The organism is Streptomyces sp. NPDC002845 (genome assembly GCF_053591955.1).
The window spans coordinates 11,703-37,689 of the sequence record NZ_JBSFUU010000016.1; the positions used below are offsets into that span (position 1 = coordinate 11,703).

17 protein-coding genes and 2 pseudogenes are annotated in these 25,987 nt (G+C 72.3%); 2 read left to right on the forward strand and 17 right to left on the reverse strand.

The genetic code is table 11. From position 1 onward, the window contains the following. Positions 1 to 90: 90 nt before the first annotated feature. On the reverse strand, positions 91 to 2,214 hold the full coding sequence (locus ACWD3C_RS14060; protein ID WP_451143513.1) for a DNA gyrase/topoisomerase IV subunit B: 2,124 nt from the start codon (positions 2,212 to 2,214) through the stop codon (positions 91 to 93). A gap of 448 nt (positions 2,215 to 2,662) precedes the next feature. Here ACWD3C_RS14060 and ACWD3C_RS14065 point away from each other — a divergent pair, with 448 nt between their 5' ends. Next, complete coding sequence (locus ACWD3C_RS14065) at positions 2,663 to 2,893, forward strand: DUF7455 domain-containing protein (protein ID WP_451143515.1); 231 nt, start codon at positions 2,663 to 2,665, stop codon at positions 2,891 to 2,893. A 138-nt stretch (positions 2,894 to 3,031) separates the two neighbouring features. On the opposite strand, the gene ACWD3C_RS14070 is transcribed toward ACWD3C_RS14065, so the two are convergent. The 16 genes and pseudogenes from ACWD3C_RS14070 to ACWD3C_RS14145 form a co-directional block, all read right to left on the reverse strand. Next, positions 3,032 to 3,841 carry a S1 family serine peptidase gene (locus tag ACWD3C_RS14070; protein ID WP_451143517.1) on the reverse strand — a complete coding sequence of 270 codons (810 nt, stop codon included), beginning with the start codon at positions 3,839 to 3,841 and terminating at the stop codon, positions 3,032 to 3,034. Between the two features lie 140 nt (positions 3,842 to 3,981). Next, positions 3,982 to 5,520: an RNA polymerase sigma factor gene (locus ACWD3C_RS14075; protein WP_451143519.1), complete on the reverse strand. Its 1,539-nt coding sequence runs from the start codon at positions 5,518 to 5,520 to the stop codon at positions 3,982 to 3,984. A gap of 446 nt (positions 5,521 to 5,966) precedes the next feature. After that, positions 5,967 to 6,854, reverse strand: coding sequence for a FadR/GntR family transcriptional regulator (locus ACWD3C_RS14080; protein ID WP_451143521.1), 888 nt, complete (start codon positions 6,852 to 6,854; stop codon positions 5,967 to 5,969). Positions 6,855 to 7,026: 172 nt separating this feature from the next. Next, positions 7,027 to 8,892, reverse strand: coding sequence for an ABC transporter ATP-binding protein (locus tag ACWD3C_RS14085; RefSeq protein ID WP_451143523.1), 1,866 nt, complete (start codon positions 8,890 to 8,892; stop codon positions 7,027 to 7,029). 144 nt (positions 8,893 to 9,036) lie between these two features. Continuing rightward, a complete protein-coding gene (locus ACWD3C_RS14090) occupies positions 9,037 to 9,795 on the reverse strand; it encodes an NUDIX hydrolase (protein ID WP_451143525.1) in 759 nt (252 codons plus the stop codon). Between the two features lie 131 nt (positions 9,796 to 9,926). Then, positions 9,927 to 11,867: a glycogen debranching N-terminal domain-containing protein gene (locus ACWD3C_RS14095; RefSeq protein WP_451143680.1), complete on the reverse strand. Its 1,941-nt coding sequence runs from the start codon at positions 11,865 to 11,867 to the stop codon at positions 9,927 to 9,929. Positions 11,868 to 12,337: 470 nt separating this feature from the next. Continuing rightward, complete coding sequence (locus ACWD3C_RS14100) at positions 12,338 to 14,032, reverse strand: DUF4192 family protein (protein ID WP_451143527.1); 1,695 nt, start codon at positions 14,030 to 14,032, stop codon at positions 12,338 to 12,340. Positions 14,033 to 14,468: 436 nt separating this feature from the next. Next, positions 14,469 to 15,846 (reverse strand): annotated as a pseudogene (locus tag ACWD3C_RS14105) (3-deoxy-7-phosphoheptulonate synthase class II). Beyond that, positions 15,843 to 17,612 (reverse strand): anthranilate synthase family protein, encoded by a 1,770-nt coding sequence (locus ACWD3C_RS14110; protein ID WP_451143529.1) that lies wholly within the window; start codon positions 17,610 to 17,612, stop codon positions 15,843 to 15,845. The pseudogene ACWD3C_RS14105 and the gene ACWD3C_RS14110 overlap by 4 nt, the downstream one beginning before the upstream one ends. Before the next feature lie 106 nt (positions 17,613 to 17,718). Then, positions 17,719 to 18,387 (reverse strand): isochorismatase family protein, encoded by a 669-nt coding sequence (locus ACWD3C_RS14115; protein ID WP_451143531.1) that lies wholly within the window; start codon positions 18,385 to 18,387, stop codon positions 17,719 to 17,721. A gap of 434 nt (positions 18,388 to 18,821) precedes the next feature. Continuing rightward, positions 18,822 to 19,628, reverse strand: a complete 807-nt coding sequence (locus ACWD3C_RS14120; protein WP_451143682.1) for a 2,3-dihydro-2,3-dihydroxybenzoate dehydrogenase — start codon at positions 19,626 to 19,628, stop codon at positions 18,822 to 18,824. Further along, entirely contained in the window at positions 19,625 to 20,419 is a 795-nt protein-coding gene (locus tag ACWD3C_RS14125; RefSeq protein ID WP_451143533.1) for an amidohydrolase family protein, read from the reverse strand. The genes ACWD3C_RS14120 and ACWD3C_RS14125 overlap by 4 nt, the downstream gene beginning before the upstream one ends. 190 nt (positions 20,420 to 20,609) lie before the next feature. Then, positions 20,610 to 21,110: pseudogene (locus ACWD3C_RS14130) on the reverse strand (amidohydrolase family protein); the annotation flags it as partial. Next, positions 21,110 to 21,379 carry a phosphopantetheine-binding protein gene (locus ACWD3C_RS14135; protein WP_451143535.1) on the reverse strand — a complete coding sequence of 90 codons (270 nt, stop codon included), beginning with the start codon at positions 21,377 to 21,379 and terminating at the stop codon, positions 21,110 to 21,112. The pseudogene ACWD3C_RS14130 and the gene ACWD3C_RS14135, both read right to left, overlap by 1 nt. Before the next feature lies 1 nt (position 21,380). Next, positions 21,381 to 22,994, reverse strand: coding sequence for a (2,3-dihydroxybenzoyl)adenylate synthase (locus ACWD3C_RS14140; RefSeq protein WP_451143537.1), 1,614 nt, complete (start codon positions 22,992 to 22,994; stop codon positions 21,381 to 21,383). Positions 22,995 to 23,008: 14 nt separating this feature from the next. After that, positions 23,009 to 23,572: a 3-oxoacyl-[acyl-carrier-protein] synthase III C-terminal domain-containing protein gene (locus ACWD3C_RS14145; protein WP_451143539.1), complete on the reverse strand. Its 564-nt coding sequence runs from the start codon at positions 23,570 to 23,572 to the stop codon at positions 23,009 to 23,011. A gap of 1,085 nt (positions 23,573 to 24,657) precedes the next feature. Here ACWD3C_RS14145 and ACWD3C_RS14150 point away from each other — a divergent pair. Beyond that, on the forward strand, positions 24,658 to 25,977 hold the full coding sequence (locus ACWD3C_RS14150) for a phenylacetate--CoA ligase family protein (RefSeq protein ID WP_451143541.1): 1,320 nt from the start codon (positions 24,658 to 24,660) through the stop codon (positions 25,975 to 25,977). The last annotated feature ends 10 nt before the right edge of the window (positions 25,978 to 25,987 follow it).

A 25,987-nucleotide genomic window follows, 5' to 3' on the forward strand; every position in this document is an offset into this window, starting at 1 on the left:
CTTGTCGGGCGCGTGGCTGCGACGGCCAGCGAAAGCGCCGGCCGCCCGACCCGCGGCGGGCGCCCCCGGCCGGCGCAGCCCCTACGCGCCCTACGCGTCGATCCGCGACCGGTCCAACGTGGCCGCCGAGCTGGAGATGAACTCCTTGCGCGGGGCCACGTCGTTGCCCATCAGCAGGTCGAAGACCTGCTCGGAGGCCTCCAGGTCGGTGATGTTGATGCGGCGCAGGGTGCGGTGGCGCGGGTCCATCGTGGTCTCGGCCAGCTGGTCGGCGTCCATCTCGCCGAGGCCCTTGTAGCGCTGGATGGTGTCCTTGTAGCGGATCCCCTTGCTCTGGAACTCCATCAGCTTGTCGCGCAGTTCGCGGTCCGAGTACGTGTAGACGTACTTGTCCTGGCCCTTCTTCGGCTGGGTGAGCTCGATGCGGTGCAGCGGCGGCACCGCCGCGAAGACCCGGCCGGCCTCGACCATGGGCCGCATATAGCGCTGGAAGAGGGTCAGGAGCAGGATGCGGATGTGGGCGCCGTCGACATCGGCGTCGACGAGCAGGATGATCTTCCCGTACCGGGCCGCGTCGATGTCGAAGGTCCGGCCGGATCCGGCTCCTATGACCTGGATGATCGCGCCGCACTCGGCGTTCTTGAGCATGTCCGTGACGGACGCCTTCTGAACGTTGAGGATCTTGCCGCGGATCGGCAGCAGCGCCTGGAACTCGGAGTTGCGGGCGAGCTTGGCCGTGCCGAGCGCGGAGTCGCCCTCGACGATGAACAGCTCGCTGCGCTCCACGTCGTCGCTGCGGCAGTCGGCGAGCTTGGCGGGCAGCGACGAGGTCTCCAGGGCCGTCTTGCGGCGCTGTGCGTCCTTGTGCTGACGGGCCGCGATGCGCGTACGGGCGGCGGAGACGGCCTTCTCCAGGACGACGCGGGCCTGGGCGGCGGCGTCCCGCTTGGTGGAGGTCAGGAATGCCTTGAGTTCCTTGGAGACCACGTTCAGCACGATGCGCCGGGCCGCCGAGGTACCGAGGACCTCCTTGGTCTGGCCCTCGAACTGGGGCTCGGCAAGGCGCACCGTGACGACGGCGGTGAGGCCCTCCAGGGCGTCGTCCTTGACGATGTCGTCCTCGGCCACGCGCAGCAGCTTCTTGGTGCGCAGCACCTCGTTGACCGTCTTGGTGACGGCCTGTTCGAAGCCCGCGACATGGGTGCCGCCCTTGGGGGTGGCGATGATGTTCACGAACGACCGGAAGGTCGTGTCGTAGCCGGTGCCCCAGCGCAGCGCGACGTCGACGCCGAGTTCCCGGGTGACCTCGGTGGGCGTCATCTGGCCGTGATCGTCCAGGACGGGGACGGTCTCCTTGAAGATGCCCTGTCCGGAGAAGCGGAGGATGTCGCAGACCGGCTTGTCGGTGGCCAGGTACTCACAGAACTCGCTGATGCCGCCGTCGAAGCGGAAGGACTCCTCGCCCTTGCCGCCGCCCTCGCCGAGGCCGTACTCGTCGCGGACGACGATGGTGAGGCCGGGCACCAGGAAGGCCGTCTGGCGGGCCCTCTGGTGCAGGTTCTCCAGGGAGAGCTTGGCGTCCTTGAGGAAGATCTGGCGGTCGGCCCAGTACCGCACGCGCGTGCCGGTGCGGGTCTTGGGGATCTTCTTGGCCTTGCGCGGGCCGCTCTTCGCCTCGAACCTGGCGTCCGGGCCGCTCGCCGCGAAGGCCCCGGGCACGCCGCGCCGGAAGCTGATGGCGTGGGTGTGGCCGCCACGGTCCACCTCGACGTCCAGGCGGGCGGAGAGCGCGTTCACCACGGAGGCGCCCACGCCGTGCAGGCCGCCGGAGGCCGCGTACGAGCCGCCGCCGAACTTGCCGCCGGCGTGCAGCTTGGTCATGACGACCTCGATGCCGGAGAGGCCGGTCTTGGGCTCCACGTCCACGGGGATGCCGCGGCCGTTGTCCCGCACCTCCACGGAGGCGTCGTCGTGGAGGATCACCTCGATGTGGTCGCAGTAGCCCCCGAGGGCCTCGTCCACGGAGTTGTCGATGATCTCCCAGAGGCAGTGCATCAGGCCACGACTGTCTGTCGAGCCGATGTACATACCGGGGCGCTTGCGCACGGCCTCGAGTCCCTCGAGGACGAGGAGGTGCCGCGCGGTGTAGTTGGAACCGTCCCGGTCTGCTCCGGTCAGCAACGCTGTGGACGGCACGGACGTCTCGGCGGTCACGCGGTTCGCTCCTCGCTGAATTTCAGGTGGGACCCTTTGGGGTAAGGGGCCGGCTCGGGTTGCCGGTCCGAGGGTACCGAGGCCTGGTAGAGCCGTTGTAACGCCACCCTCGTGCGAAACTCAGACTAGTCCAGCGTCGCATGCCTGTTCGATCCCTCGATGGGGTGAAGTACATATCACGTTCCCTTCGGGGCATGAACCATTTAGGCTCCGGGCACGTCCTCATGAACAACCGGCAACGGAGCCGGGAGGACCAAGACACCTGACAGACAGCGCGAAACCCGTAGAGACACGCGAGAAACGCAATACGGCTCATTCGCCGCCAACCCGGCAGCAGACAGCCGGCCCGGAAAGATTTTTTCGAGGAAGAGCCGCGAGCGGGAACGTTTTCGGCCTGGTTGGATGTTGACCCTGGTACGACAGCTCGTCGAGCTAGAGAAGAGGCGACGTGACTACTGTTCTGACCCCCGCGACCCCGCTGACGGCCGCTGACCGGTGCGACCGTTGCGGCGCCCAGGCCTATCTGCGCGTCGTCCTGTCCAGCGGTGGAGAGCTGCTCTTCTGCGCCCACCACGGTCGCAAGTTCGAGCCGGAACTCAAGAAGATCGCCGCTGAGATACAGGACGAGACGGAGCGGCTGACGGCCGTTCCGGGAAACGCGAGCGAAGACGAACGCTGACAGCTGACAACCTCGCGTCCACGACGAGCCAGTGCCGGCGCCAGGCCGGTGAGCGGGCGGCCGCTTCCCCCACAGGGAGTGGCCGCCCACCTTCGTACAGCAATTGTCGGCCGAGTCGGCGCATCGGCGGCGTACGGCTCAGCGTCCCCCGTCCAGTACTCGGACGATCTCCGAGATCCGGGCATAGACCCCGGGGCTCCCTGCCAGCCCGCAGCCGCTGCCCCACGACACCAGGCCGATCAGCTTCCCCTGGGCCACCAGCGGCCCCCCGCTGTCCGCCTGGCAGGCGTCCCGGCCGCCGGCGGGCTCCCCGGCACACACCATCGAATCCGCGAGATACATCCCGTCCACGTTCCCCGGATACGCCTCCTCGCAGACGGCGTCGGGCAGCACCCGCACGCGTGCGGCCCGCAGACTCCGGGCGTAGTCCCCTGCACCCGTGGTGTCGCCCCAGCCGTAGACCACGGCACTCGTGTCCGGCCGGTACGCCGGGTCGCCGGCCGGCGCCATGGGAATGGCCCAGCTCTCGGGCAGCGGCGAGGCGAGCGTGAGTACCCCGAAGTCTCCGGTGTTCGTATAGCCGTCGTAGCCCGGATTGACCCAGACGTCGCGCACGGGGATCTCCTGGCCGTCTCCCGAGAGCAGGTCCCCGCGGCCCGCGATGACCTTCAGATCACGTGCCGACGGCGTCCCCAGCACCTCCTCGCTCAGACAGTGGGCCGCTGTCAGCACGGCTGTGGGGCCGATCACCACACCGCCGCAGAACTGCCCCGCCCGCGTACCCCCGAACCGGTCACGGCTGGACAGGGCCACCGTCCACGGGGCCTGGGAGATCTCCACCGGATAGCCGCCGATGATGACGTCGGCCGTCGCGGGTGCGGGTGACGCCAGCGGTATCGCGGCCACCGTGGCCGCGAGGGCCAGCGCTCGGACGAAGGGTCGACGCATACGCGTTCCTCACTCTGGGATGTTGATGGCACACCCAGAGTGATCCACCGGACGAGTGCCCGCATGCCACGTACACACGCCGAAGGCCCGGCTTCCCTCGCGGGGAGCCGGGCCTTTCGGGTCGTACGAGCGAGGAAGACCTAGTCGAGGTAGTCCCGCAGCACCTGGGAGCGCGAGGGGTGGCGCAGCTTCGACATCGTCTTGGACTCGATCTGGCGGATGCGCTCACGGGTCACGCCGTACACCTTGCCGATCTCGTCGAGGGTCTTCGGCTGACCGTCGGTGAGACCGAAGCGCATCGAGACGACGCCCGCCTCGCGCTCGGACAGGGTGTCGAGGACGGAGTGCAACTGCTCCTGGAGGAGCGTGAAGCTGACCGCGTCGGCCGGGACGACGGCCTCGGAGTCCTCGATGAGGTCACCGAACTCGCTGTCGCCGTCCTCGCCCAGCGGGGTGTGCAGCGAGATGGGCTCACGGCCGTACTTCTGGACCTCGATGACCTTCTCCGGGGTCATGTCGAGTTCCTTGGCCAGCTCCTCCGGGGTGGGCTCGCGGCCCAGGTCCTGGAGCATCTGGCGCTGCACGCGCGCGAGCTTGTTGATGACCTCGACCATGTGCACCGGGATACGGATGGTGCGGGCCTGGTCGGCCATCGCGCGGGTGATCGCCTGACGGATCCACCAGGTGGCGTACGTGGAGAACTTGTAGCCCTTGGTGTAGTCGAACTTCTCGACCGCGCGGATCAGACCGAGGTTGCCCTCCTGGATGAGGTCCAGGAAGAGCATGCCGCGGCCGGTGTAGCGCTTGGCCAGGGAGACCACCAGACGGAGGTTGGCCTCCAGGAGGTGGTTCTTGGCGCGGCGGCCGTCCTCGGCGATGATCTCCAGCTCGCGCTTGAGCTTGGGGGCGAGCTTGTCGGCGTTGGCCAGCTTGTCCTCGGCGAACAGACCCGCCTCGATGCGCTTGGCGAGCTCGACCTCCTGCTCGGCGTTGAGGAGGGGGACCTTGCCGATCTGCTTGAGGTAGTCCTTGACGGGGTCGGCGGTGGCACCGGCCGCGGCGACCTGCTGCGCGGGCGCGTCGTCCTCGTCCTCGTCGGACAGCACGAAGCCCGCGTTCTCGGTGCCCTCGGGCTCGTCGCCGGTCTTGCCGGGGGTCTCCTCGAGGACCTCTTCCTCGACGAGTTCGGCGGCGTCCTTCTTGGCGGTGGTCTTCTTGGCGACCGTCTTCTTGGCGACGGTCTTCTTCGCGGCCGCCTTCTTGGTGGCGGTCGCCTTCTTGGCAGCGGCCTTCTTGGCGGGCGCGGCGTCCTCGGCGGAGGCGTCGGCCGTGGGCACCGCGGGAGCGGCGGTGGCGGTGGCCTTCTTCGCGGTCACCGTCTTCGCCGCGACCGTCTTGGTGGCGGTGCGCTTGGCCGGACTCTTCGCTGCGACGCTCTTTCGGGTGCGCTTGGGCTCCGCGGCACTGACCATCAGCGTCACACCCTCTTCCTCGAGGATCTGGTTGAGGCTGCGCAGTACGTTCTTCCACTGAGTGGCCGGAATCTGGTCAGCTTCGAAGGCCCGACGCACGTCGTCGCCGGCGATCTGCCCCTCAGCCTTTCCCCGCTCAATGAGAGCCATGACAGAGACGGACTCGGCGATCTCCGGCGGGAGCGTACGGGATGTGCTGGCCGACACGAACAACCTCTCGGAACGTTGGAAAACGGCTTCCGGCCCCGTCCACGGCGGACAGGAGCCGACCACCGGCTTGGGGATTGGGCCGACGGTGCGGGCGGGGGCCGGGAAGATGCACAGCGCCGTAAACGGCGTCCGTATTCCCTCCTCGGCTGTCACCTCTTAAGTCATCGCGCTGTCCGCCCGAGCGTTACGCCCAATCTGCGTGGCCCGAGTCACACCCCGTAAGCACTCAAAAGCATCCAGATACGGTCAGAGGTGTTCGGTCGTGGCCATGAACCGTGCCGAATCGGCGACACTCATCGCTCCGTCGCGCCGCTGGACCCCGTCGGCTCCCGGGAGGAGTCCGCTCCCGGGAGGAGCCGATGGGGTCCGGCGGCACACGGTTCGCCGGACGGGCGTTGCCGACGGAAGGCTCGGGCCCCGACCGTGCCGCCCTCGGTGCGCGGTCAGTGCTCGCGCGGGGCGGGGACCACGCGCTCCACCTCGGGGTGGACGGTGAGCAGTTGCCGCATCGCGGCCTCGGCCGCCGCGCCGTCGCCCGCGGCGAGCGCCTCGACGATGCGGGCGTGGTGCGCGAGGGAGCTCTCGTTCGGCCGGTCGCAGCCGGTGACCGGGCCGCCGGAGACCTGGAGGGCGGCCGAGACGATCCCGGAGAGGTGCTCCAGCATGCGGTTGCCGGCGACCTGGATGAGCAGCGCGTGGAACTCGGCGTCCGCGCGGGAGAAGGTCAGCGAGTCGCCCTGTGCCATGGCATGACCCATGATCTCGACCATGTCGCCGAGCCGCTGCTGCACCTCCTCGCGCCCGTGCCCGGCGGCGAGGCGGGCGGCGAGCGGCTCGATTGTCCAGCGCAGCTCGCTCAGCTCGCGCCGCTGGTCGTCGCGCTGCGGCCCGAAGGCCCGCCACTCGATGATGTCCGGGTCGAGCAGGTTCCAGTCGCTGACGGGGCGCACGCGCGTGCCGACGTTGGGGCGGGCGCTGACCAGTCCCTTCGCCTCCAGGACGCGGAGCGACTCGCGGACGACGGTGCGGGAGACCTCGAACCGCTGGCCGATCTCCTCGGGCACCAGCGGGCGGTCCGCGCCGAGGTCGCCGGAGACGATCATCTGGCCGAGCTGCTGGACGAGTTGGCCGTGCAGTCCGCGTCCGCGGCTGCCCGCGGCGCGTCGGCCCACGCGCCCCAGTTCGGGGTCCGCGCCGTCCCACGCGGGGGCGCCGACGCGGTCGGCACCGTGGGCCTCGGTGTACGGGTAGCGGTCGAGTTCGCCCGGTCCTGCGAGGCCGGAGTCGGCGGAGCGGGCGGCGGTCATCATGGTGTGCGCAAGGGTACTCACGCATCCTTTGTCGGCGCCGTCCTCAACTCCCTTGAGGTCTTTGGTGAAAAGCACACGAAAGGGTGATCGCTCACCACGTCGCAATTGACGCCTTATCGGAAAGAAATGGGCGTTCTTCGAGGAGTTGTGCGCACGGTGGGAACAAAGGACCGCTGACGGTAGCGGACGGTTGTCACCGGACCCTGCTCCGCAGGGTCGTGCAGAGATACGCGCACAGCAGCGTGGCCAGCGACAACAGCAGCGCCCCACCCACGGGTTGGGCGATCATCCGCGCCACCCCGGCCAGATAGCGCTCCCCACCGAACGGCCACTGCGTCAGCGGGAGCTCGCGCAGCCGCGCGGGAAGCCCGGCCGCGGTCCGCACGGACGGACCCTCCAGGAACTTCTGCACGAGGGGTACGACGGCGACGGGCACGGCGAGCACCGCGGCGAGCCCGGCGGTCGTGGAGCGGAAGATGCCCGCGGCCAGCACTCCGGCCCAGGCACACCCCACGACGAGGCCGATCCAACTCGCGCTCAGCGACAGCCAGTCGGCGGGAACTCCGGTGAGCTCCCGGCCGTAGACGAGGTAGAGCACTTCGAGGTCGCAGCCCACGGTGAGGACGGCCAGCACCAGCGCGGTGGCCGCGGCGACGAGGAGTTTCGCGGCGAGCAGTCCCAGGCGGCGGGGGACGGTGCCGCGGTCCGCGGCCAGGGCGGGGTGGCGGAACTCGTCGCCGAAGGCGATCGCGCCGAGCAGCCCCGCGCCCAGCGCGGCGGGCGGCAGGGGCAGCTGCTGCGGCCACGCGGCCAGCAGGCGCGGCTGCGGGGTGTGTCCGACGCGGGCGAGGAGGACGGAGGTGAGGGCGGAGGTGACGAGGACGGCGGCCGCGGTGAGGTAGCCGGTGCCGACTCCGGCGGCACGGCGCAGTTCGTAGCGCACCGGACGCAGCGGGCTGCGAGCGGGCCTGACGCTGATGCGGGGCGGGAGCGGGGGCAGAGGGTCCGCGGCGGTCGCCGGGACGGCACGGGACGGAGACAAGGACGGGGGCGGGGGCGGGGCCAGGGTTGGGGACGGGTTTGACGGGTTTGGGGACGGGGACGGATCTACCGTCGCCCGGGCGTCCTGGGCACCCTCCCGGGCCGTTTCGGCTTCCGCGGCGGGCGGTTGAGTGGACGCGGGCCCCATGTCCCCGGTCTCGTCGGCGAGTTGGTGGACGAGGATGCCGTGCCGGAACGCCGTCTCGCCGACCTCGGCGCATGTAGTGCCGTACACGGAGAGGCGGTTGCCGTCCTCACGGACGACCTCCACGGAACGGCGCTCGGTCCGGGCCTCCTTGGCGAGCAGGGCGCCGAGGCGGGCGGCGTAGGGGCTGCGGACGGCGACGCGCGAACGGAGGCGGGTGCGCGCGAAGTCGGCGGCCTCCTGGTCGGCGACGAGCCTGCCCTTGTCGAGCGTCACGACCCGGTCGGCGGTCTGCGCGGCCTCCTTGGGGTCGGTCGTGGTGAACAGCACGGCGCCGCCCTGGGTGGCGTGGGCGCGCAGGATCCCGTGCAGCCAGCGGCTTTCGCGGACCGGGAGCCCGTCGGCGGGATGATCGAGCACGAGCGTGTGGGGGTCGGCCAGGAGCACACAGGCCAGGCCGAGTCTGCGGTCCATTCCGTGCGAGAGCGTGCCCAGACGTTCGTCGCGCAGGCTGACGAGGCCCACCACTTCGAGGACGTCGTCGGCCCGGCGTACGGGCACGGCCGCGGCGGCGCACAGCATGCGGAGGTGGCCGCGGACCGTGCGGGCGGGGTGGCCGGGGACCTCGCCGAGAAGAACACCGACCTCGCGCGAGGGGTGGGCGATGCGATGCAGCGGCCGGCCTCTGAAATAGGTGATTCCGCGGCCCTGCTGGAGATCGAGCATGAGCCTCAGGGCCGTCGTCTTGCCCGCGCCCGGAGCTCCGAGGAGCGCGGTGACACGGCCGGAGCGTGCCTCGAAGGAGACGTCGTCGACGGCGGGCGGAAGCTCCTTGCGGCGGGGGTTGCTGGTCAGTCCGATGGCCTGGATCACCCAAAGCAAGATAGCGCGGTATGTCCGTTTTTCCGGGCACCTTGAGGCCTGCCTCGGGACCGGCTTCGCGGCCGTCGGGACCGGCTCGGGCGCAGCCCGAGTGCAGCCCGGGTGGTGCTCCCATGTCGCCTCGGCCCGGCCGGATCAGACCTCGGGGCGCAGCATGGGCGGGTTGAGAAGCGTGGCGCCGCCCGCGCGGAAGAGCTGGGCAGGGCGGCCGCCCTGACGCGTGGTCGTACCGCCGGTGGGCACGAGGAAGCCCGGCGTACCCGTCACCTTGCGGTGGAAGTTGCGCGGGTCGAGGGCCACGCCCCAGACGGCCTCGTACACGCGGCGCAGCTCGCCGACCGTGAACTCCGGCGGGCAGAAGGCGGTCGCCAGCGAGGAGTACTCGATCTTGGAGCGGGCGCGCTCGACTCCGTCCGCCAGGATCTGCGCGTGGTCGAACGCCAGCGGCGCCACCGGTTCGCCGTCACGGCCGTACCCGCCCCGCTGCAGCAGTTCGTCCACGGGGGCCCAGCGCGCGCTGTTGGCGTCGCCGCCCGCCGTGGGTGCGGGCAGGTCGGGGGCGAGCGCGAGGTGGGCGACGCTGACGACCCTCATCCGCGGGTCGCGCTTGGGGTCGCCGTAGGTCGCGAGCTGCTCCAGGTGCGCGCCGTTGTCCTGCGCGGGAGCGGCCGGGTCGTGGGCGCACAGCCCGGTCTCCTCGACGAGCTCACGCGCCGCGGCCTGGGCCAGGTCCTCGTCGGGCCGTACGAAGCCGCCGGGCAGCGCCCATCGCCCCTGGAACGGCTGCTCGCCCCGCCGTACCGCCAGCGCACAGAGTGCATGACGGCGCACGGTCAGCACGACCAGGTCCACGGTGACAGCAAAGGGCGGAAAGGCTGACGGGTCGTAGGGCATGCCGCGATCATAGTCGTCTGCCTGACGATAAACACTCCCTTCGCCGACCGCTTCCCCGTCCGATCCACTTCTGTCCGGTACGGCCCTCACACGCCGCCTCCGGTGATCGTCCGATCCCTCATCACCCGAGGTCACACTCCCAGCTGCAGCCCATCGGCCGCCTCCTCGACCATCGCCAGACCGAGTCTGCTGACGCGTACGGAAAAGGGTGCGCCGGCGACTCGCAGTCCCGTCAGCCCTGTCTCCCCCAGCGGCGCACTGCGCATCGGGCGCAGTGTCACCGTCCCGGCCGGTGCGTCGGGGCGGATACCGGCGAGGGCGGTGAGCAGCAGCACCCCGGAGGCCGCGGCCGTGGCGGCCGGCCGACAGGACGCGGGATGGGGCAGAGGCGCGCTGCCCGCCGTACGCTGCTCCCCCGCGTACATCTCGGGCAGCCGCTGCCCGAAGGCCTCCGCCGCCGCTATGAGGCCCCTCAGCAAGGAACTCGCCTCCTTCTCGTAGTCGGCGGCGGCCAGACCCGCGACCGCCACCGCCGTCTCCTGCACCCGCACGGCTCCGCCACGATGGCCGAAGGGGTTGTACGCGGCTTCCTTCGCGCCCAGGCTTCGCAGCCCCCACCCCGAGTCCATCGCCGGGCCGCCGAGCAGCCGCGCGAGCTGCTCGGTCTGCACCTTGTCGAGCAGGGCCGGGGCCAGAGCGCCGGAGCCGAGCAGGCCGGTGTCGAGCAGATGGGCCGTGCCCGCGCCGAGGACGGGCACGGGGCGGCGGTCCGGGGTGAGGGCGGCCGCCGGGCGGCCGCCGCTGCGGTCCTCGACCCAGAAGTCGTGCCGGAACGAGTGCCGTAGCTCTTGGGCCCACTCCCGCAGTGCGGTGCCGCCGGGTCTGCCGTACGCGTCGAGGAGGTCGGCGCCCAGCAGCGCGGCCCGATGGGCATGGGCCTGCGTCTCGCAGCGCAGGGGCCCGCCGGGCTGTGGGTCGGGCAGGTACGCGCCGTCCTCGACGGTGACGCGGAGCCATCGCAGGCAACGCTCGGCGGTGGGCAGCAGTTCCTCGGTCTCCCGCTCCGGGAGTCCCCAGCGCCTGGCCTCCGCGAGGAGCACGGGGAACAGCAAGGTGGCCTCGGTGCCCGTGCACCCCGGCGGCAGATGCGGTCCCGCGTCCCGCCGTGGCCCCGGGATCATGCCGAGCTGCGCTCCTGGACCCATGACTTGGGTGCGGGCCAGGGTCCGCAGTGTGCCCGCGGCGAGCCTGGTGCCGAGAGGGAGCGCCATCCGGGCCGCGACCAGCGCGTCGGCCGGTGCCAGGCCGCAGCGCCAGGGCGCCCCCGCCGCGAGGTGGGTGTCCGCCGGGTTCACCGGGTCTCGCAGCAGCAGGGCCTGGAGGTCCTCGACGCAGGTGTGCAGGAGTGTCCGCACCCGGGGGTCGTCGCCCTCGGCCGTGGCCTGGGCGAGCGGGCTCGTCGCGGCACGGCCCGCCGCTCTGATGGGTCCGGCCCCGTCCGGCCGTACGCACAGCTCCACGCTGCGGGTCCCCCCGGGTGGCAGCTCCACCTCCCAGCGCAGCAGTCCCGCGGAGGCCAGCGCGTCGGCGGGCGGCGGCTCGGCGGTGACGGCCGAGCGCCCCGTGGCGGAGGACCAGCGCAGGCCGGAGTCGTGGACGCTGGCGGGCAGTTCGGGTCCCGTGCGCCCCGAGGCGACCGCTCCGAGTTCCGCGAGATCCGTGCCGAGCGCCACCTCTACAGGCAGGCGCAGCGGGCGGCGCACGGCGCTGTGCAGGGTGATCCGCTCGGTGCCGTCCGCGTGCCGCGTGCGTTCCACGACGACGTCCGGGTCCGGTCCGGCGTCGGCGGACACGCGCAGCGTCCCCATGAACCGTGCCCGGTCCGCCGCCACCATCCGCGCCTGCACGGCCAGCGGCTCCCGGCCCGCCACCCGCACCTGGCAGCGGGACAGCAGGCGCCGACCCGCGCGGTAGAAGCCTTCCAGTCCCCGGCCGGTCAGTTGGCCCTGGTCCGTGGAGATCGCCAGCCCCGGGAGGGCGACGCAGACCAGGGTGGTGTGGGCGGGGGGCAGGTCGACGGGGCGACGGGGCGCGGCAGAGGGACCCTGCGGGGCTGCCGCGGCAAGGGAGCCCGGTCGCGGGGCTGAGCTGCCGGTACCCGCGAGGGGGGACACCGGTCTGCCCGTGCCCGAGTCGCCCCTGGGGCTCCCTGTTCTCGTGAAAGCTCTCGTGAGACGAGCCGTCGGGTTGTCTCCAGGGGTGAAGGGCTGTGCGGGCCTGCGGAACGGTGGGCGGTCGCCGTCGGGGACGGAGGACGGGGTGGGCAGGGGCATGGGCGGCTTCTTCTGCGCTCGGCGCGCCTGTGGTGTACTCGGCGGCTGGTGAGGGGCTCCGGACGGACGTGGGCGATGCGGCGGTGCGGCCCGGCCACGGGATCCGCCACTCAGGTGAACGGAACGGGCCTGCTCTGGGTCACGCCCCGGTCCCGGGAAGCCGACCGAATGGCGGTGGAGGCCTCCGGTACCGAACTGGCGACTTCCCCTCATGCGTCCCCCTCCCCACGCCCACCTCGGCGAACCCGCGCCCGACCGCCGGCGCCGCCGTCCCCACGCCCCGGCCCCTCACCGGCGGTGGCGGAACCGTCGAGGGACCTCGGCCGACGGGCTCCGGTCGCCCCCGTCCCCCGCCGAGCGGTGCGAGCGCCCGGGCTCCCCTCGGGACGCGCCCGGCGCCGACGGCGGGAGACGGCCCTGCCCGACGCACCCGAAGCACCGGCCGACGCCGTGCCGGGCGCATCGACGGCCGGCCTCGCAGCACACGAGCCCTCAGCGCCACCGACCGCCGCCCGGGCACGACCGTCGCGTTCCGCCCGGAGGCACCGACGGACGGACTCGGGGTCGAGGCCCTCGTTGCAGGCCTGGTGCAGGAGGCGGGCGAAGAGGTAGTCGGGATCGGCGGCGAGGGCCATGGCCAGGGCCTCGCGGGCCTCCAGTTCGTCGCCGGTGGACCAGGCGACCCACCCGGCGAGGGTGAGCGGGGCCGCGGCGTGCTCACCGTACGGGCCGACACATCGGCGGGCCAGGGCGCGCCAGAGCCGGAGCGCCCGGCCTGCCTCGTCGCCCTCCATCCACTCGGCCGCGCGGTCGCGGGTCGTGCGGTCCTGCAGGGCGAGGATCAGGGTGGCGGCGTCTTCGTGCCCGAGGAGTTCGTCGTCGCGCAGGTCCGCCTGCAAGGTGTCGGACACGGGTGGTGCGGCCGCGAAGCGGTCCATGAGGCGGTGGGCCAGCCCCAGGGCCTCCTCGGCCACGTCCGCACGGCTGTCGGCGTCGAGGATTCGGGGGACGATGGCCTTGTTCGCGGTGTCGAGCGCCGCCTCCTGCTGAAGCACGGCGGCGGTCTCCCACGGCATGAGCCGTGCCCTCAGCTCTCGTAGCGTTCCGCGCACTTGAATGCCCGCGTAGGTGGCGGCCGCGGCCAGCACGGAGGTGCCGGACAGGCCCATCGGCTCACCGTCGGGTGAGCAGCACCCGGTGTCGGGACAGCAGTAGGACCAGAAGCGGTTGTCGGAGATGCACAGGGCCTCGATCACGGGGACGTCGAGCCTGCCGCAGGCCGTGCGCAGCAGTTGTGCGAGCGGCCGCAGACGCTCCATGGTGTCCCGCGCCGTCTCACCGCTCGCCGGGTCCTGGCAGAGGAATGCGACCATGCTCTCGGGCTTGGCTCCCCGTCGCTGGATCCCGGTCACCAGCCCGTACGTCAACTGCTCGGCCACGGCGGGCCAGTCCTCCGGGCCGGCCGGGATGCCCAGCCGCGCACGCCCGCCGAACCGTCCGCGTCCATCGCGGTCGTGCAGCGCGACGAGCACGATGCTGTCCTCGGGGCGGTACCCGAGCAGGTACGGCAGGGCGTCGGCCAGTTCCGACGGCGTGCGCAGCGTGACCTGGTGCTCACTGCGGGGGTCGCCGGGCATGCCGTGCCCCGCGTATGCCTCGGCTTCGCCGTGTCCCGCCCACGTGGAGGAGTGCTGGTCGTCGGCGGGCTCTGGCTCCCATCCGTGCTCCGCCCCCTCCGCGCTCTGCCCTGGCGCCGCTTCTCCGGACCACTCGCGGCCCTCGCGGCCGCCCTGCCCGAGCCCGTGGTCTTCGGGCCACCCGTGGTCCGTCCGGCCGCCGTGCCCGCTCTGCTCGTTGATGTCGCCGTTGCCGGAGGTCCCGGCCGCTTCGCTGTGATTCGTCATGCCGTGACCATCCCGCGGATTCCCAGATTCCGCTTCGACCTGTGGATAAGTCCGACCATGGCCGCGTCAGACGTTGTCCACAGTTCGACCGGCTCGTTCGCGCGATGTCAGCGGCATCGCGTTGCATGGGGCCATGACCAACGACGACCTGCCCACTCCGGCCGACCAAGACCTGCGCACCGCCGCCGATGCCGTGCTCGCCCGACTCGCCGGTGCCCGGGCGGCCGGGACCCGGCTGCGAGAGGAACAGTGGCGCGCCGTCGAGGGGCAGCCGCGAGGGCCTGCATCGTGTTCTCCCAGCAGCCGGACGCGCGCAGGCGGGCCGTGGCTGCCGGGCCGTACGACATCACCGGCCTCGGCCGGCGCCGCACATACCCCGTCCGCCCGCCCGGACCGGGGCGGGCGGACGGCGTATGTGAACGCGCCGCCGAGGAGGTCAGGGGTGTACGGCGTCCGGTGCCCGTCCTGCCGTGGTCAGGAGTTCGGTGAGGTGGAAAGCCAGGTCCAGAGACTGGGCGGGGTTCAGGCGGGGGTCGCAGACCGAGTGATAGCGGGTGGGGAGGTCGTCGAAGCCGGTGTCCGTGCCGACGCACTCCGTCACGTCGTCACCCGTCAGTTCCAGGTGGACACCGCCGGGGTGGGCGCCCAGGGCGCGGAGGATCTCGAAGAAGGCGGTGAGCTCGGCCAGGACGTCGTCGAAGCGGCGGGTCTTGTGGCCGGAGGGCGCGGTGATCGTGTTGCCGTGCATCGGGTCGGAGATCCACGCCACGGGGCGGCCCTCGGCCGTGATCCGCTCGACCAGGCCGGGCAGCGCGGTCAGGACGCGGTCCGCGCCCATGCGCACCACCAGCGTGAGCCGGCCCGGCTCGCCCTCGGGGGACAAACGGTCGATCAGGCGCAGTAGTTCGTCCCCGGTGATGGCCGGTCCCACCTTCACCGCGATCGGGTTGCTGATCCCGGCGAAGTACTCCACGTGCGCGCCGTCGAGCTGCCGTGTGCGTTCGCCGATCCACAGCAGGTGGCCCGACGTGGCGTACGCGCGGCCGGTGGCCGGGTCGACGCGGGTCAGCGCCGACTCGTAGTCCAGCAGCAGCCCTTCGTGCGACATGAACAGCTCGCCGGGTGTGTACCAGCCGTCGGCCCCGGTGAAGCCGCCCGCGCGTTTCGATCTCCTTGGCGAGCACCGCGTGGCGCGCCCGTTCCGGCGAGGCGGTCGCGAACCGCAGGACCCGCTCCAGGGCGTACGAGGGGTCGGCCTGCTCCCCGCCGCCGTACGCCCTGACGAGGTTCAGGGTGGCGGCGGACGCGTGGTAGACGCGGAGCATCCGGTGCGGGTCGGGGGTACGGTCGGCCGCCGTGAACGCGTGGCCGTTGACCGCGTCGCCCCGGTAGACCGGCAGCTCCACGCCGTCGCGGACCTCGGTCGGGGCCGAGCGCGGCTTGGCGTACTGTCCGGCCATGCGCGCGACCGTGATCGTCGGCAGCGACATCGCGTAGCCGAAGACCGTGGCGAGTTGCTGCAGCAGGCTCGCGGTGCGGCCGATGGACGCGGCGTCGACCGCGTCCAGGGACTCGGCGCAGTCGCCGCCCTGGACGAGGAACGCCTCGCCGCGCGCGACCGCGGCCAGCCGGCCGGCGAGCCGGTCGCACTCGCGCGGCACCACCAGCGGCAGGCTCGCCGTCAGCGCGGCGACCGCCTCCTCCAGTGCGACCGGGTCCGGCCACTGGGGCTGCTGCCCGGCCGGCAGCGAGCGCCATCTCGCCGCGGCGTGCGCGGCCCGTACTTCCGTCAGGGGGTCCGTCAAGGGGGTCACGCCGTGAGCTCCGCTCCGTGCAGCACCGGCGCGAGCGCGCCGGTGACCAGGCCGTCGAGGATCGCCGAGCCGTGCCGGGTCATCACGGACTCGGGGTGGAACTGCGCGGAGGTGAAGCCGGGGCCGCGCAGCGCGTGCACCTCGCCGGTGGCCGGGTCGTGCGCCACCTCCACCAGGCCCGGGCACAACGGACTGGCCAGCAGCGCGCTGTCGGAGTGGGCGGTGAACGTGTTGTAGGAGTAGACCGGCTCCGGGGTGCCGAACAGGTCGATCGTCCGCCGCACGCCCTGGTTGGGGAAGTCCAGTCGGCGCAGCGGAAGGCCGAGCAGCGAGCTGAGGACCTGGTGGCTCAGGCACACGGACACGAACGGGATGCGCAGGTTGAGCAGGCTGCCCGTGACCGCGCGCAGATGCGCGATCTTGGGGTGGTCGTCGTCGCGCGGGTCGCCGGGCCCCGGGCCGAGCACGACCAGGTCGTATCCGCTGATCCGGTACGGCTCGTCGAAGCGGCGGACGGTCACGTCGTAGCCGAGGCTGCGCAGTTGCAGCGCGCTCATCGCGGTGAACGTGTCCTCGGCGTCGACGATCAGCAGCTTGCCGCGCGCTCCCGGCCGTACGGGGGCGGGGGCGAGCCCGAAGTCCGACAGCGGGGCGTTGCGCCGGGTCAGCGCGGCCCGGATCCGCGGATGCCCGTCGAGTCCCGCCGGGCGCCGTTTCTGTGCCACCCGGTGCAAGGCGTCGAGCAGCCCGGCCGCCTTCGCCCGCGTCTCGGCGGCCTCGCCTTCCGGGTCGGAGTCGCGTACGAGGGTGGCGCCGACGCCGATCCGCATCCGGCCCGCCGCGTCCACGTCCGCCGTCCTGATCATGATGGCCGAGTCCATGCGCCGGCGGTTCATGGCGTCGCGGCCGATCAGCGCGGCCACGCCGGAGTAGTAACCGCGGCCCGCAGGCTCGAACCTGGCGATGACCCGGCAGGCGCTCTGCACCGGGCTGCCGGTGACCGTGGGGGCGAGCAGCGTCTCGCTCAGGATCTCCCGCACATCGCGGTGGCTGTGCCCGACGATGCGGTACTCGGTGTGGGCGAGGTGGGCCATCTCCTTCAGGTGCGGCCCGACCACGTGCGCGTCGTCGCACACGCGGCTCATCATCTTCAGCTCCTCGTCGAGCACCATGTACAGCTCGTTGGTCTCCTTTCCGTCGGCGAGGAACTCCAGCACCTTCGACGGGGTCGGGCCGTCCGCCGGGTAGCGGTAGGTGCCGCTGATCGGATTCATCACCGCGATGCCGTCGTCGAGGCTGACGTGCCGCTCCGGGCTCGCGCCGATGAAGGTGCGCTCTCCCGTGTGGATGAGGAACGTCCAGTACGCCCCGGGTTCGCCACGCAGCAGCCGGCCCCACAGCGCCAGTGCCGTGCGCACCGACCAGGCGGGGACCTCGGTGACGTACGTGCGCTTGAGGACGAAGTTGGCTCCGGAGCCGTGCCCGATCTCCTCGGCGAGGACCCGGCGCACGAGGTCGCCGTACGCCTCGTCGTCCAGGTCGAAGCCGCCCTCGTCGGTCTCGACGGGCCAGCGCAGCACCAGGTCGAGCACGTCGTCGACGGGCAGCAGCGCCTGTTCGCGCACGGACATGGCGAGGACGGGCTCCCCGTCGTCGTGGTGGTCGTAGCCGCGCTCGCCGATCACCCGGTACGGCAACAGGGCGAGCACCTCGTGGGTGCCGGCCTCGCCCAGGTCGGGGACAGGTAGCTCGGCGGTGCCGGCCACCTCGGTGAAGTCGCCGGTCAGCAGGTCGACATGGCCGGGGGTGCCGCTCTCGGGCGGTGGAGCACCGCGAACGGGCGTCCGGAGTCGGCCAGTTCCTCCAGTCCGGTCATGAGGGGTCTCCTGCGGGCGCGAGGGCCGCCGCCGAGAGCGCCTGGAGCACTGTGGCGGTCGGCGGGGTCATGGCGCACCGAGTCGCGGCGTACTGGAGGGCCATCCGGTGGTACTCGGGGGTGAAGTCGGCGACCGCGTCGGCCACGACGAAGGGCTGGACGTCGTGCGCGAACGCGTCGCACGCGGTGAGCAGGATCCCCACATGGGCGTAGACCCCGCAGATCACCAGCTGGTCGCGGCCCCGCTCGCGGAGCAGGTCGAGCAGGCCGGTGCGGTGGAAGGCGCTGGCCCGCCACTTGGTCAGGACGGTGTCGTGCTCGCCGGGCGCGATCGCCTCGGGGATGCCGCGGTCCGCCGGGGCCGCGGACATGCCGGCGCCCCAGAAGTCCTTGAGGAGCCCACGCTGCTCGGGTGTCATGCCGCCGGGCTGCGCCGTGTACACGACGGGGACGCCGAGTGCGGCGCACCGCTCGCGCAGCGCGGTGACGTTGCCCAGCAGGTCGGTACGCGGCTGGGCGGCCCCGGCGAACGGGGCCAGGAAGTAGTGCTGCATGTCGTGCACCAGCAGCACGGCCCGGCGCGGGTCGACGGTCCAGGCGGCGGTGTTCACCGGCAGCTCGGCGGGGTGAGGCATCTGGTACGGGTCGATCGGTGCGATCGCCACGTCATGATTCCTTTCACGGGTCGGGGACAGTCGGCGCCGTGCGGGCGCGGGCGGTGACGGTCGCCGTGTGGGGCGGCGGTCGTCGGAGGAGCCGTCCCAGGGACGGGGCGGGAACTGCCGCCGGTGGGGCAGCGGTCGGAGTAGGGGGCGGAGCAGGAACAGCCACCGGTGGGGCAGCGGTCGGAGTAGGGGCAGAGCAAGGAGCGCCACCGACGGAACAGCGGGGGACGTACAGGCCGAGTGGGGGCGGCCGCCGGTGGGGCAGCGGTCGGAGTAGGGGGCGGAGCAGGAACAGCCACCGGTGGGGCAGCGGTCGGTGGGGCAGCGTGCGGCGTGCGGCGGTCAGTGGGGGCGGCGGCGGTCGGCGTGCGGCGGAAGGGGGGTTGCGGGCCGTTCGGCCGAGTGCCGTCGGCGGTGCGTGCCGGGCCCGCGGTTCAGACCCCCAGCGCCGCTCCGCCGTCCACGGTCAGTTCGTGCATCGTGATGTGGGCGGCGCGGTCCGACAGCAGGAACAGAACCGCGTCGGCGATGTGCGCGGGCTCGGCGACACGGCCGAGGGGGATGCCCACGCGGTAGGCGTCCGGGACCCCCGCGACGGAGGCGCGTTCGGCCGCGTCGCCCTGGAGGGCCGTCAGCATCGGGGTGCGGGTGGAACCGGGGGCGACCACGTTGCAGCGGATGCCGTGGCCGGCCAGTTCCAGGCCCAGGCACTTGGTGAACATGGCGGAGGCCGCCTTGGACGCGGCGTACGCGGACATCGACACCCGGGGCGTGAACGCCGACGCGACCGTCACGATCGAGCCCCGGCCGCGCGGTGCCATGCGGCGGGCAACCGACCGGCTGACGTGGAACACCCCGCCCACGTTGACGGCGAACGTGACGTCCCACTCCTCGTCGGTGAGTTCGCTGGCCGGTCCGCTGCGCAGCACGCCCGCCGCGTTCACCAGGTGCGTCACGGGTCCGAGTTCGGCCTCCACCTTGGCGATCGCGGCGTCCACGTCCGCGCTGTCCGTGACGTCCGCGGCGACCGCGAGTACGCGATCGCTCCGCTCCTCCAGGGCGGCCGCCAGCTGCCACAGCGCTGTGATGTCCCGGTCGAGCAGCGCCACCGGGATGCCGGTGGCCGCGAGCGCCCGTACGATCTCGGCGCCGATGCCACCCGCCGCCCCGGTCACCACGGCCACCCCGGACAGCTCGGCGGGGGGCGTCGCCATCGGCGTACGTACATCCGGGGCGGTCATCGGGTCACCTGCCCGAGGACGCGGCCGACGACCTCGTCGGGTATCCGCAGCGTGCGCGTCGTGAAGCCGCGCAGCGCCTCCAGATAGCGCTCCTGCAGCGCCGCCTCGTCGACCTCCACGCCCTTGCCGCCGCGCAGCAGGGTGCGGCCGCCGACGATCACCGTGTCCACGTCCGCGGACCCGGCCAGCCACAGGAAGCTCTCCAGCGGCCGCGGGTTGAGCAGGTAGCGCCAGTCCTCGGCCGGGATCAGCAGCAGGTCGGCCTGCTTGCCGGGCTCCAGGCTGCCGACGGCGTCGTCCCAGCGCAGCCCCTTGGCGGCGATCCGGGTGCCCATCGCCAGCGCGTCGGTGGGCAGCACGTCGGTCTGGTCGGCACTCATCTCGTTGCACATCTGCCAGGCGGCGCGCATCGTCTCGGCGATGCCGGCGCTGGGCATCGACGAACCGTCGGTGGACAGCGACACGTCGAGTCCGGCGCGGCGCAGTGCCGGTACGACGCCGGTCTCGGTCAGCGAGGACTCGCCGGACGGGCCGTACTTGCCGGGCGAGTGGCTGATGTGGGCCCGGGCCGTGAGCATCAGCTTCTGCTCGTGCTCGTCGAGGAAGCCGGCGTGGCCCGCCATCAACCGGTCGTCCACCAGGCCGAATTCGGCCAGCCGCCGCAGCCCGGTATCGCCGTAGTAGGTGCGCATCAGGTGGGCCTCGTTGCGCAGCGCGCCCACGTGCGTGGCGAAGGGCAGGTCGTGGCGGGCGACCAACTCGGCCATGCCCCGGGCCAGTTCGTCCGTCATGTTGGTGACGTACGCCGATGCTCGGCCGGCACCGGACGCGGCCCGAGGCGTCGGCGGAGACCAGGCCGAGCAGTTCCTCGAAGCCGGCCAGGACCTGCTCGGCGTCCCGGGTGCGCACGAACCGGGACTGCCCGGACGGGCAGACCGCGTCGCTCGCCCAGGTGCTGGCCGAGAAGCGGATGCCGAGCCGCCGGGCCGCGGCGACCATGGACGCCGGGCGGTTGAGCGAGCCCATGTCGCCGAGGGTGGTGACGCCGCCGCGCAGCTGCGTCCACATCGAGTACTCGGCGATGGCCTGCGCCTCGTCCGGCGTCATGCCCTCGATCAGGTCGTCGAACCGGTCGAACGTGGCGGAGATCTGGTGCATGTCACCGCCGCCGCCCATGAACGCGACCTGGTCGTCGCGGTCCGAGACGGGCCGGAGCGCGCCGCGCATCGGCAGGCGCATCGCGAACATCTCGTGCCAGTGCGCGTTCACGAAGCCGGGCAGGACCATCATCCGGCGCGCGTCGACACTGCGCAGCCCGGCCCGTCGGGCGGGGTCGAGGGCGGCGACCGCCTCGTCGACCTCGGCGGCGGGACCGACCGCGGCGATCCTGTCGTCCACGATCAGTACGGCGCCGCGCGCGTGCACGGACTCCTGGGCGTCGGCGGTGTAGACGGTGCCGCCGGAGATCAGCTGGACGCTCATCACGCGACTCCGGGCTCGGTCGGTACGGGCCGGGCGAGGGACTCGAAGTGCGCGAGCCACCCGGGCAGCGTGGGCTCGCCCACCAGCGCCTCGAAGTCGACCGGGATCCGCTGCTTGCGCCAGCGGCTGACCAGCCGCATGATCTCCAGCGAACTCAGGCCCATGACGACGAGGTTCGCGTCCGGCTCGATGGCGCCGGGCGTGACCCCGAGCACGGGAGCCAGGATCGCGCGCAGCTCCTGTTCGGTGGGTATGGAAGAGGTGTCCACGTCAGCCTTCCTGCTCGGACGCGGCGTGTGCGGCCAGCGCCTTCTTGTCGACTTTGCCGAGGGGGGTCAGGGGGAGTTCGGGCAGGTACCGCACCACGTCGGGCAGCTTGTAGTCGGCGACGCCCCGCGCGTGCACGGAGCGCTTGAGTTCGGCGAGCGGCACCTCGGCTCCGTCGGCGACGAGGTAGGCGCAGATCCGCTCGCCGAGGAACTCGTCGGGTATGCCGATCACCGCCGCCGCGACGGCCGGGTCCGCGAGCAGCAGGTCCTCCACCTCGCCGGCGGAGACCTTGTCACCGCCGCGGATGATCATCTCCTTGATGCGGCCCTCGATGACCAGGTCACCGTCCGTGGTGAGCCGGGCGAGGTCACCCGTGCGGTAGAAGCCGTCCTCGGTGAACGCCCGTTTGTTGTACTCGGGCACCCGGTAGTAGCCGCGCAGCGTGTACGGGCCGCGGGTGAGGAGCTCGCCGACCTCGCCGACGGGCAGCTCCCCGCCCATCTCGCCGACGATGCGGATCTCGTCAGCCTCGGAGACCGGCTTGCCCTGCGTGGTGAGCACCGACTCGGCCGGGTCGTCCGGCCGGCTGAAGGTGAGCAGGCCCTCGGCCATGCCGAACACCTGCTGGAGCCGGGCGCCCAGGGTGGGCTGGATGCGTTCGGTGAACTCGCGGAGCATCCGCGCCCCGCCGACCTGCACCAGGCGCAGGCTGGACAGGTCGGCGTCGGTCCACTCGGCGTCGTGCAGCCACAGCGCCATGATCGAGGGGACCATCGCGGTGACGGTGGCCCGGTGCCGTTCGATCAGCGGGAAGCAGTCCGCCGGGTTGGGCGTGTCGGCGAGGACCACGGTGCCGCCGGTCTGGAAGGTGCCGACCACGCCGGGACAGCCGAAGGCGAAGTTGAACTCGATGGGCAGCACCGCGAGGTAGACGTCGTCCTCGGTCAGCTCGCACACCCGGGCGGCGCGCTCGGACATGTGGACGTAGTCGTCATGGGTCCGCGGGATCAGCTTCGGCAGGGCCGTCGTACCGCCCGACAGCAGGAAGAACGCCACGTCCGTGGGGTCGGGCTCGGGCCGTGGCCGCGCCTCGCCGGCCGCCGCCTCCAGCTCGGCCACCGACACGAAGCCCTCGGCCTTGTCGCCCAGCACGAACAGGGATTCGAGGGTGCCGGTCGCGGCCTGGACCTGCCGGGCCAGTTCGCAGTGGTCGAAGCCGCGGTGCGTCTCGGGCACCACGTACCCGACCGCTCCGCTCAGCTCGACGAGGTGGGTGATCTCGCCGGCGCGGTGCGCGGGGAGCGAGAAGACCAGCTTGGCGCCGAGCCGCATCAGGCCGAACGCGATCGCCACGAACTCCGGCACGTTGGGCAGCTGGACGACGACCCGGTCGCCCGGGCGCACGCCGTGCGCGGCGAATCCGGCCGCCAACCGGTCGGCCCAGCGGTCGAGTTCGGCGTAACCGATACGGCGTTCGCCGTGTACGAGGGCGGTCTTATCGCCGTGGCGCCGCGCGCAGTCACGCAGCACCGTGCCGAGCGTGTCACCGCGCCAGATGCCCCTGCTCGCGGTATCGGCGGGCGACGTCCTCGGGCCAGGGGGTGCATCCGTCAAGCATCGTCGGGCTCCTATGCGGCTTCCGGGGCGGCTTCGGTGATGCGGACCACGGCGGCGCCGGCCTCCATGCCGGTGCTCGCGCCGATGAGCAGCACGTTGTCGCCGGGCCCCACCTGCCCGGTGCGCCAGATGTGCTCCAGGCCGAGGAAGAGGTCGGCCGCACCGGTGTGCCCGATCGTGCTGGCGTACTCCCAGACCGTCTTCTCCTCGGGCACGTCCAGCGGCAGCAGGAACATGGCCTCCAGGGCGGGCCGGCCGAAGCCGACGTGGCACACCCGGGTGATCTGATCGAACGTCAGATCGGCTTCCTTCAGGGTGCGTTCGGTGATCTCGGCGACCCGGTCGCCGAAGTTCTTGATGGGCGGGGCCTGGCCCTCCGCCCACTGCTCGCGGACCTTCTCGGCGCGCTCGGCGAAGTTCAGGCCCCGGCCGCGGGTGACGCCCGGCGGGAAGAGCTCCTCGCCCGCGCGGTGCAGGATCTCCATCGAGGAGTCGGACAGCGAGCCGACCGCGCGCAGCTCGGCGAAGCCGGAACGGCGCGAGAGGACCACGGCCGAGCCCGCGTCGGCGAGCACGAACAGCCCTGAGGCACGCCAGCGCTCGACACCGGGCGTCGAGTAGTTGTCGCCGGTGGTGATCAGCGCCGCGTCGCGTGGGGTTCGCGATCAGCCGGCCCGCGGCGATCTCCACGGAGGCCAGCATGCCGAGGCAGCCCTGCTTGACCTCGACGGCCGGAACCGGGCGGTCGACGGTGTTGTTGAGGATGTAGTGCACCGCGGACCAGCCGTCGGGGCCCTGGTGGTGCGTGTAGCTGTGCAGCAGGATGCCGATGTCGTCGGGACCGTGCCCGGAGCCGGCCAGCGCGGCCCGCGCCGCGTCGATCGCCAGCTGCGGGGCGGGAGTCGACTCGCTGACTGCCGCCGACCGCATGCCCGAGGCCTTACGGGCCCCCTCATCGTACAGGCCTTCCGCGACCGCGCGCTCGGCCGGGAACAGGGGCGGCAGGTGGCTGCCGATCCCGGCGAGATACAGGTTCGCAGTCCTCATCGAGCCGACTCCTTCGTGGGGTTGTTTCCTTCGTGGACGGATCGCGCAAGTGGGCGGTGGGTCTCCCCTGCCGCCCGGACCGGGCCGAGAGCAAGGGGGGTGCGTCGGCCGCAAGCACAACACCGGTGGCGTGCGGGGCTCATGAGTAGGCGGTACTCAACCGGCCGGGCCCACTCACCCCCGGCCGGGGTGGATCGCGCAGGTCGGGCTCGGGGCCCGGGGCCTGTCCGGCGGACCGTGCCGGGGAGGCGGGGGCCGGCACTCACTCCCCCGGAGGGGGTGCCCCCGGCCGCGTTGCCGCCGGTTGCCGGCTCCCCCGCTCCCGACTGCGCTCAAGCGGAAGGACCGCCGTCGCGTCGACGCCCTCCTCCACCTTGCGGCCGCACGCTCTCCCCGCTCGAACCGGCTTCGCCCGGCTCGCGCGGGGGCACCCCCATGCCCCCGCTCACCGGCGCTGATCAGCCGCCGCTTCCCGCAGTCGGCATGATCCGCCGGCAGGCGCCGGGACGGCGCGCCCGGTGGCCGATTTGAGTACCGACTACTCGCGCCGGTGTGCGGGCCGCGCTGCTGTGCTGCTGGGGCCCAGCACTCACGAGGTCACGAGGGAGAACTCATGTCGAGGTCGCGTCCGGAACCGGGCGACTGGTCGAATGCCGCCGAACTCGCCGAGCTGCAGCGGGCACAGCTGCCGAGGGTCCTCGCCCAGGCGCTGCGCTCGCCGTTCTACGCGGCCCGCTACGAGGGCCGTAGCGTCCCGCGCACCGCGAAGGACTTCACCGGCATCGAGCCGACCACCAAACAGGACCTGCGCGACCAGTACCCGTTCGGGATGCTCGCGGTGGAGCGGGAACGGCTCGCGACCTACCACGAGTCCAGCGGTACGGCGGGCGAGCCGACCGCCTCGTACTACACCGACGAGGACTGGACCGACCTCGCCGAGCGGTACGCGCGCAAGTGGGTCGGGATCAACCCGTCCGACACGTTCCTGGTGCGCACCCCCTACGGTCTGGTGATCACCGGACATCTCGCGCAGGCCGCCGGGCGGCTGTGCGGCGCCACCGTCGTACCGGGGGACGCGCGGTCGCTCGCCACCCCGCTGTCCCGGATGGTGCGCGTCCTGAAGTCCCTCGACGTGACGCTCACCTGGTGCAATCCGACCGAGATCGCGCTGCTGGCCGCCGCGGCCAGGGCGGCCGGTCTGCGCCCGGCGGAGGACTTCCCGTCCCTGCGGGCGATGTTCACCGCGGCCGAACCGCTGACTCCGGCGCGCCGGCAGCGGCTCAGCGAGTTGTGGGGCGGCATCCCGATCGTCGAGGAGTACGGGTCGACCGAGACCGGCACGATCGCGGGACAGTGCCCGGACGGGGCGCTGCACCTGTGGGCGGACCGCGCGATCTTCGAGGTGTACGACCCCCGCACGGGCGAGCTGTCCGACTCCGGCCGCGGCCAGATGGTGGTGACGCCGCTGTACCGCGACGCGATGCCGCTGCTGCGCTACAACCTCGCCGACGAGGTCGAGGCGTCGAGTGATCCGTGCGCCTGCGGATGGCAGCTGCCGACGGTGCGGGTGCTCGGCCGTGCGGGCACGGCGTACCCGGTGGGCTCCTCCTCGGTCACCCAGGAACGCCTGGAGGAGCTGGTGTTCGGCCTCCCGGCGGACTACGGGGTGCTGTTCTGGCGGGCCATGGCCCACCACGACATGCTGCGCGTCGAGTTCGAGGCGCCGGACGCGGTCCGCGACCGGGCCGTCAAGGAGCTGGGCGAGGCCATCGACCGCGAGCTCGGCGTCCCGCACCGCGTCACCGGCCTGCCCCTCGGCACGCTCGTCCCCTTCGAGGCCCTCACCGCCCGGCGGGAGATCCTCAAGGCCCGCTACCTCTTCGCGGAGGGCGAGGACTGGGACGCGTGGAGCAAGGGGGTCACGTTCGCATGAGCCCCTCGGC

Excerpts from the sequence above, each read along its gene's own strand:
- ACWD3C_RS14070 (WP_451143517.1), bottom strand. The coding sequence starts at position 3,841 with ATGCGTCGACCCTTCGTCCGAGCGCTGGCCCTCGCGGCCACGGTGGCC.
- ACWD3C_RS14090 (WP_451143525.1), bottom strand. The coding sequence starts at position 9,795 with ATGCCCTACGACCCGTCAGCCTTTCCGCCCTTTGCTGTCACCGTGGAC.
- ACWD3C_RS14100 (WP_451143527.1), bottom strand. The coding sequence starts at position 14,032 with ATGACGAATCACAGCGAAGCGGCCGGGACCTCCGGCAACGGCGACATC.
- ACWD3C_RS14120 (WP_451143682.1), bottom strand. The coding sequence starts at position 19,628 with ATGACCGCCCCGGATGTACGTACGCCGATGGCGACGCCCCCCGCCGAG.
- ACWD3C_RS14125 (WP_451143533.1), bottom strand. The coding sequence starts at position 20,419 with ATGACGGACGAACTGGCCCGGGGCATGGCCGAGTTGGTCGCCCGCCAC.
- ACWD3C_RS14150 (WP_451143541.1), top strand. The coding sequence starts at position 24,658 with ATGTCGAGGTCGCGTCCGGAACCGGGCGACTGGTCGAATGCCGCCGAA.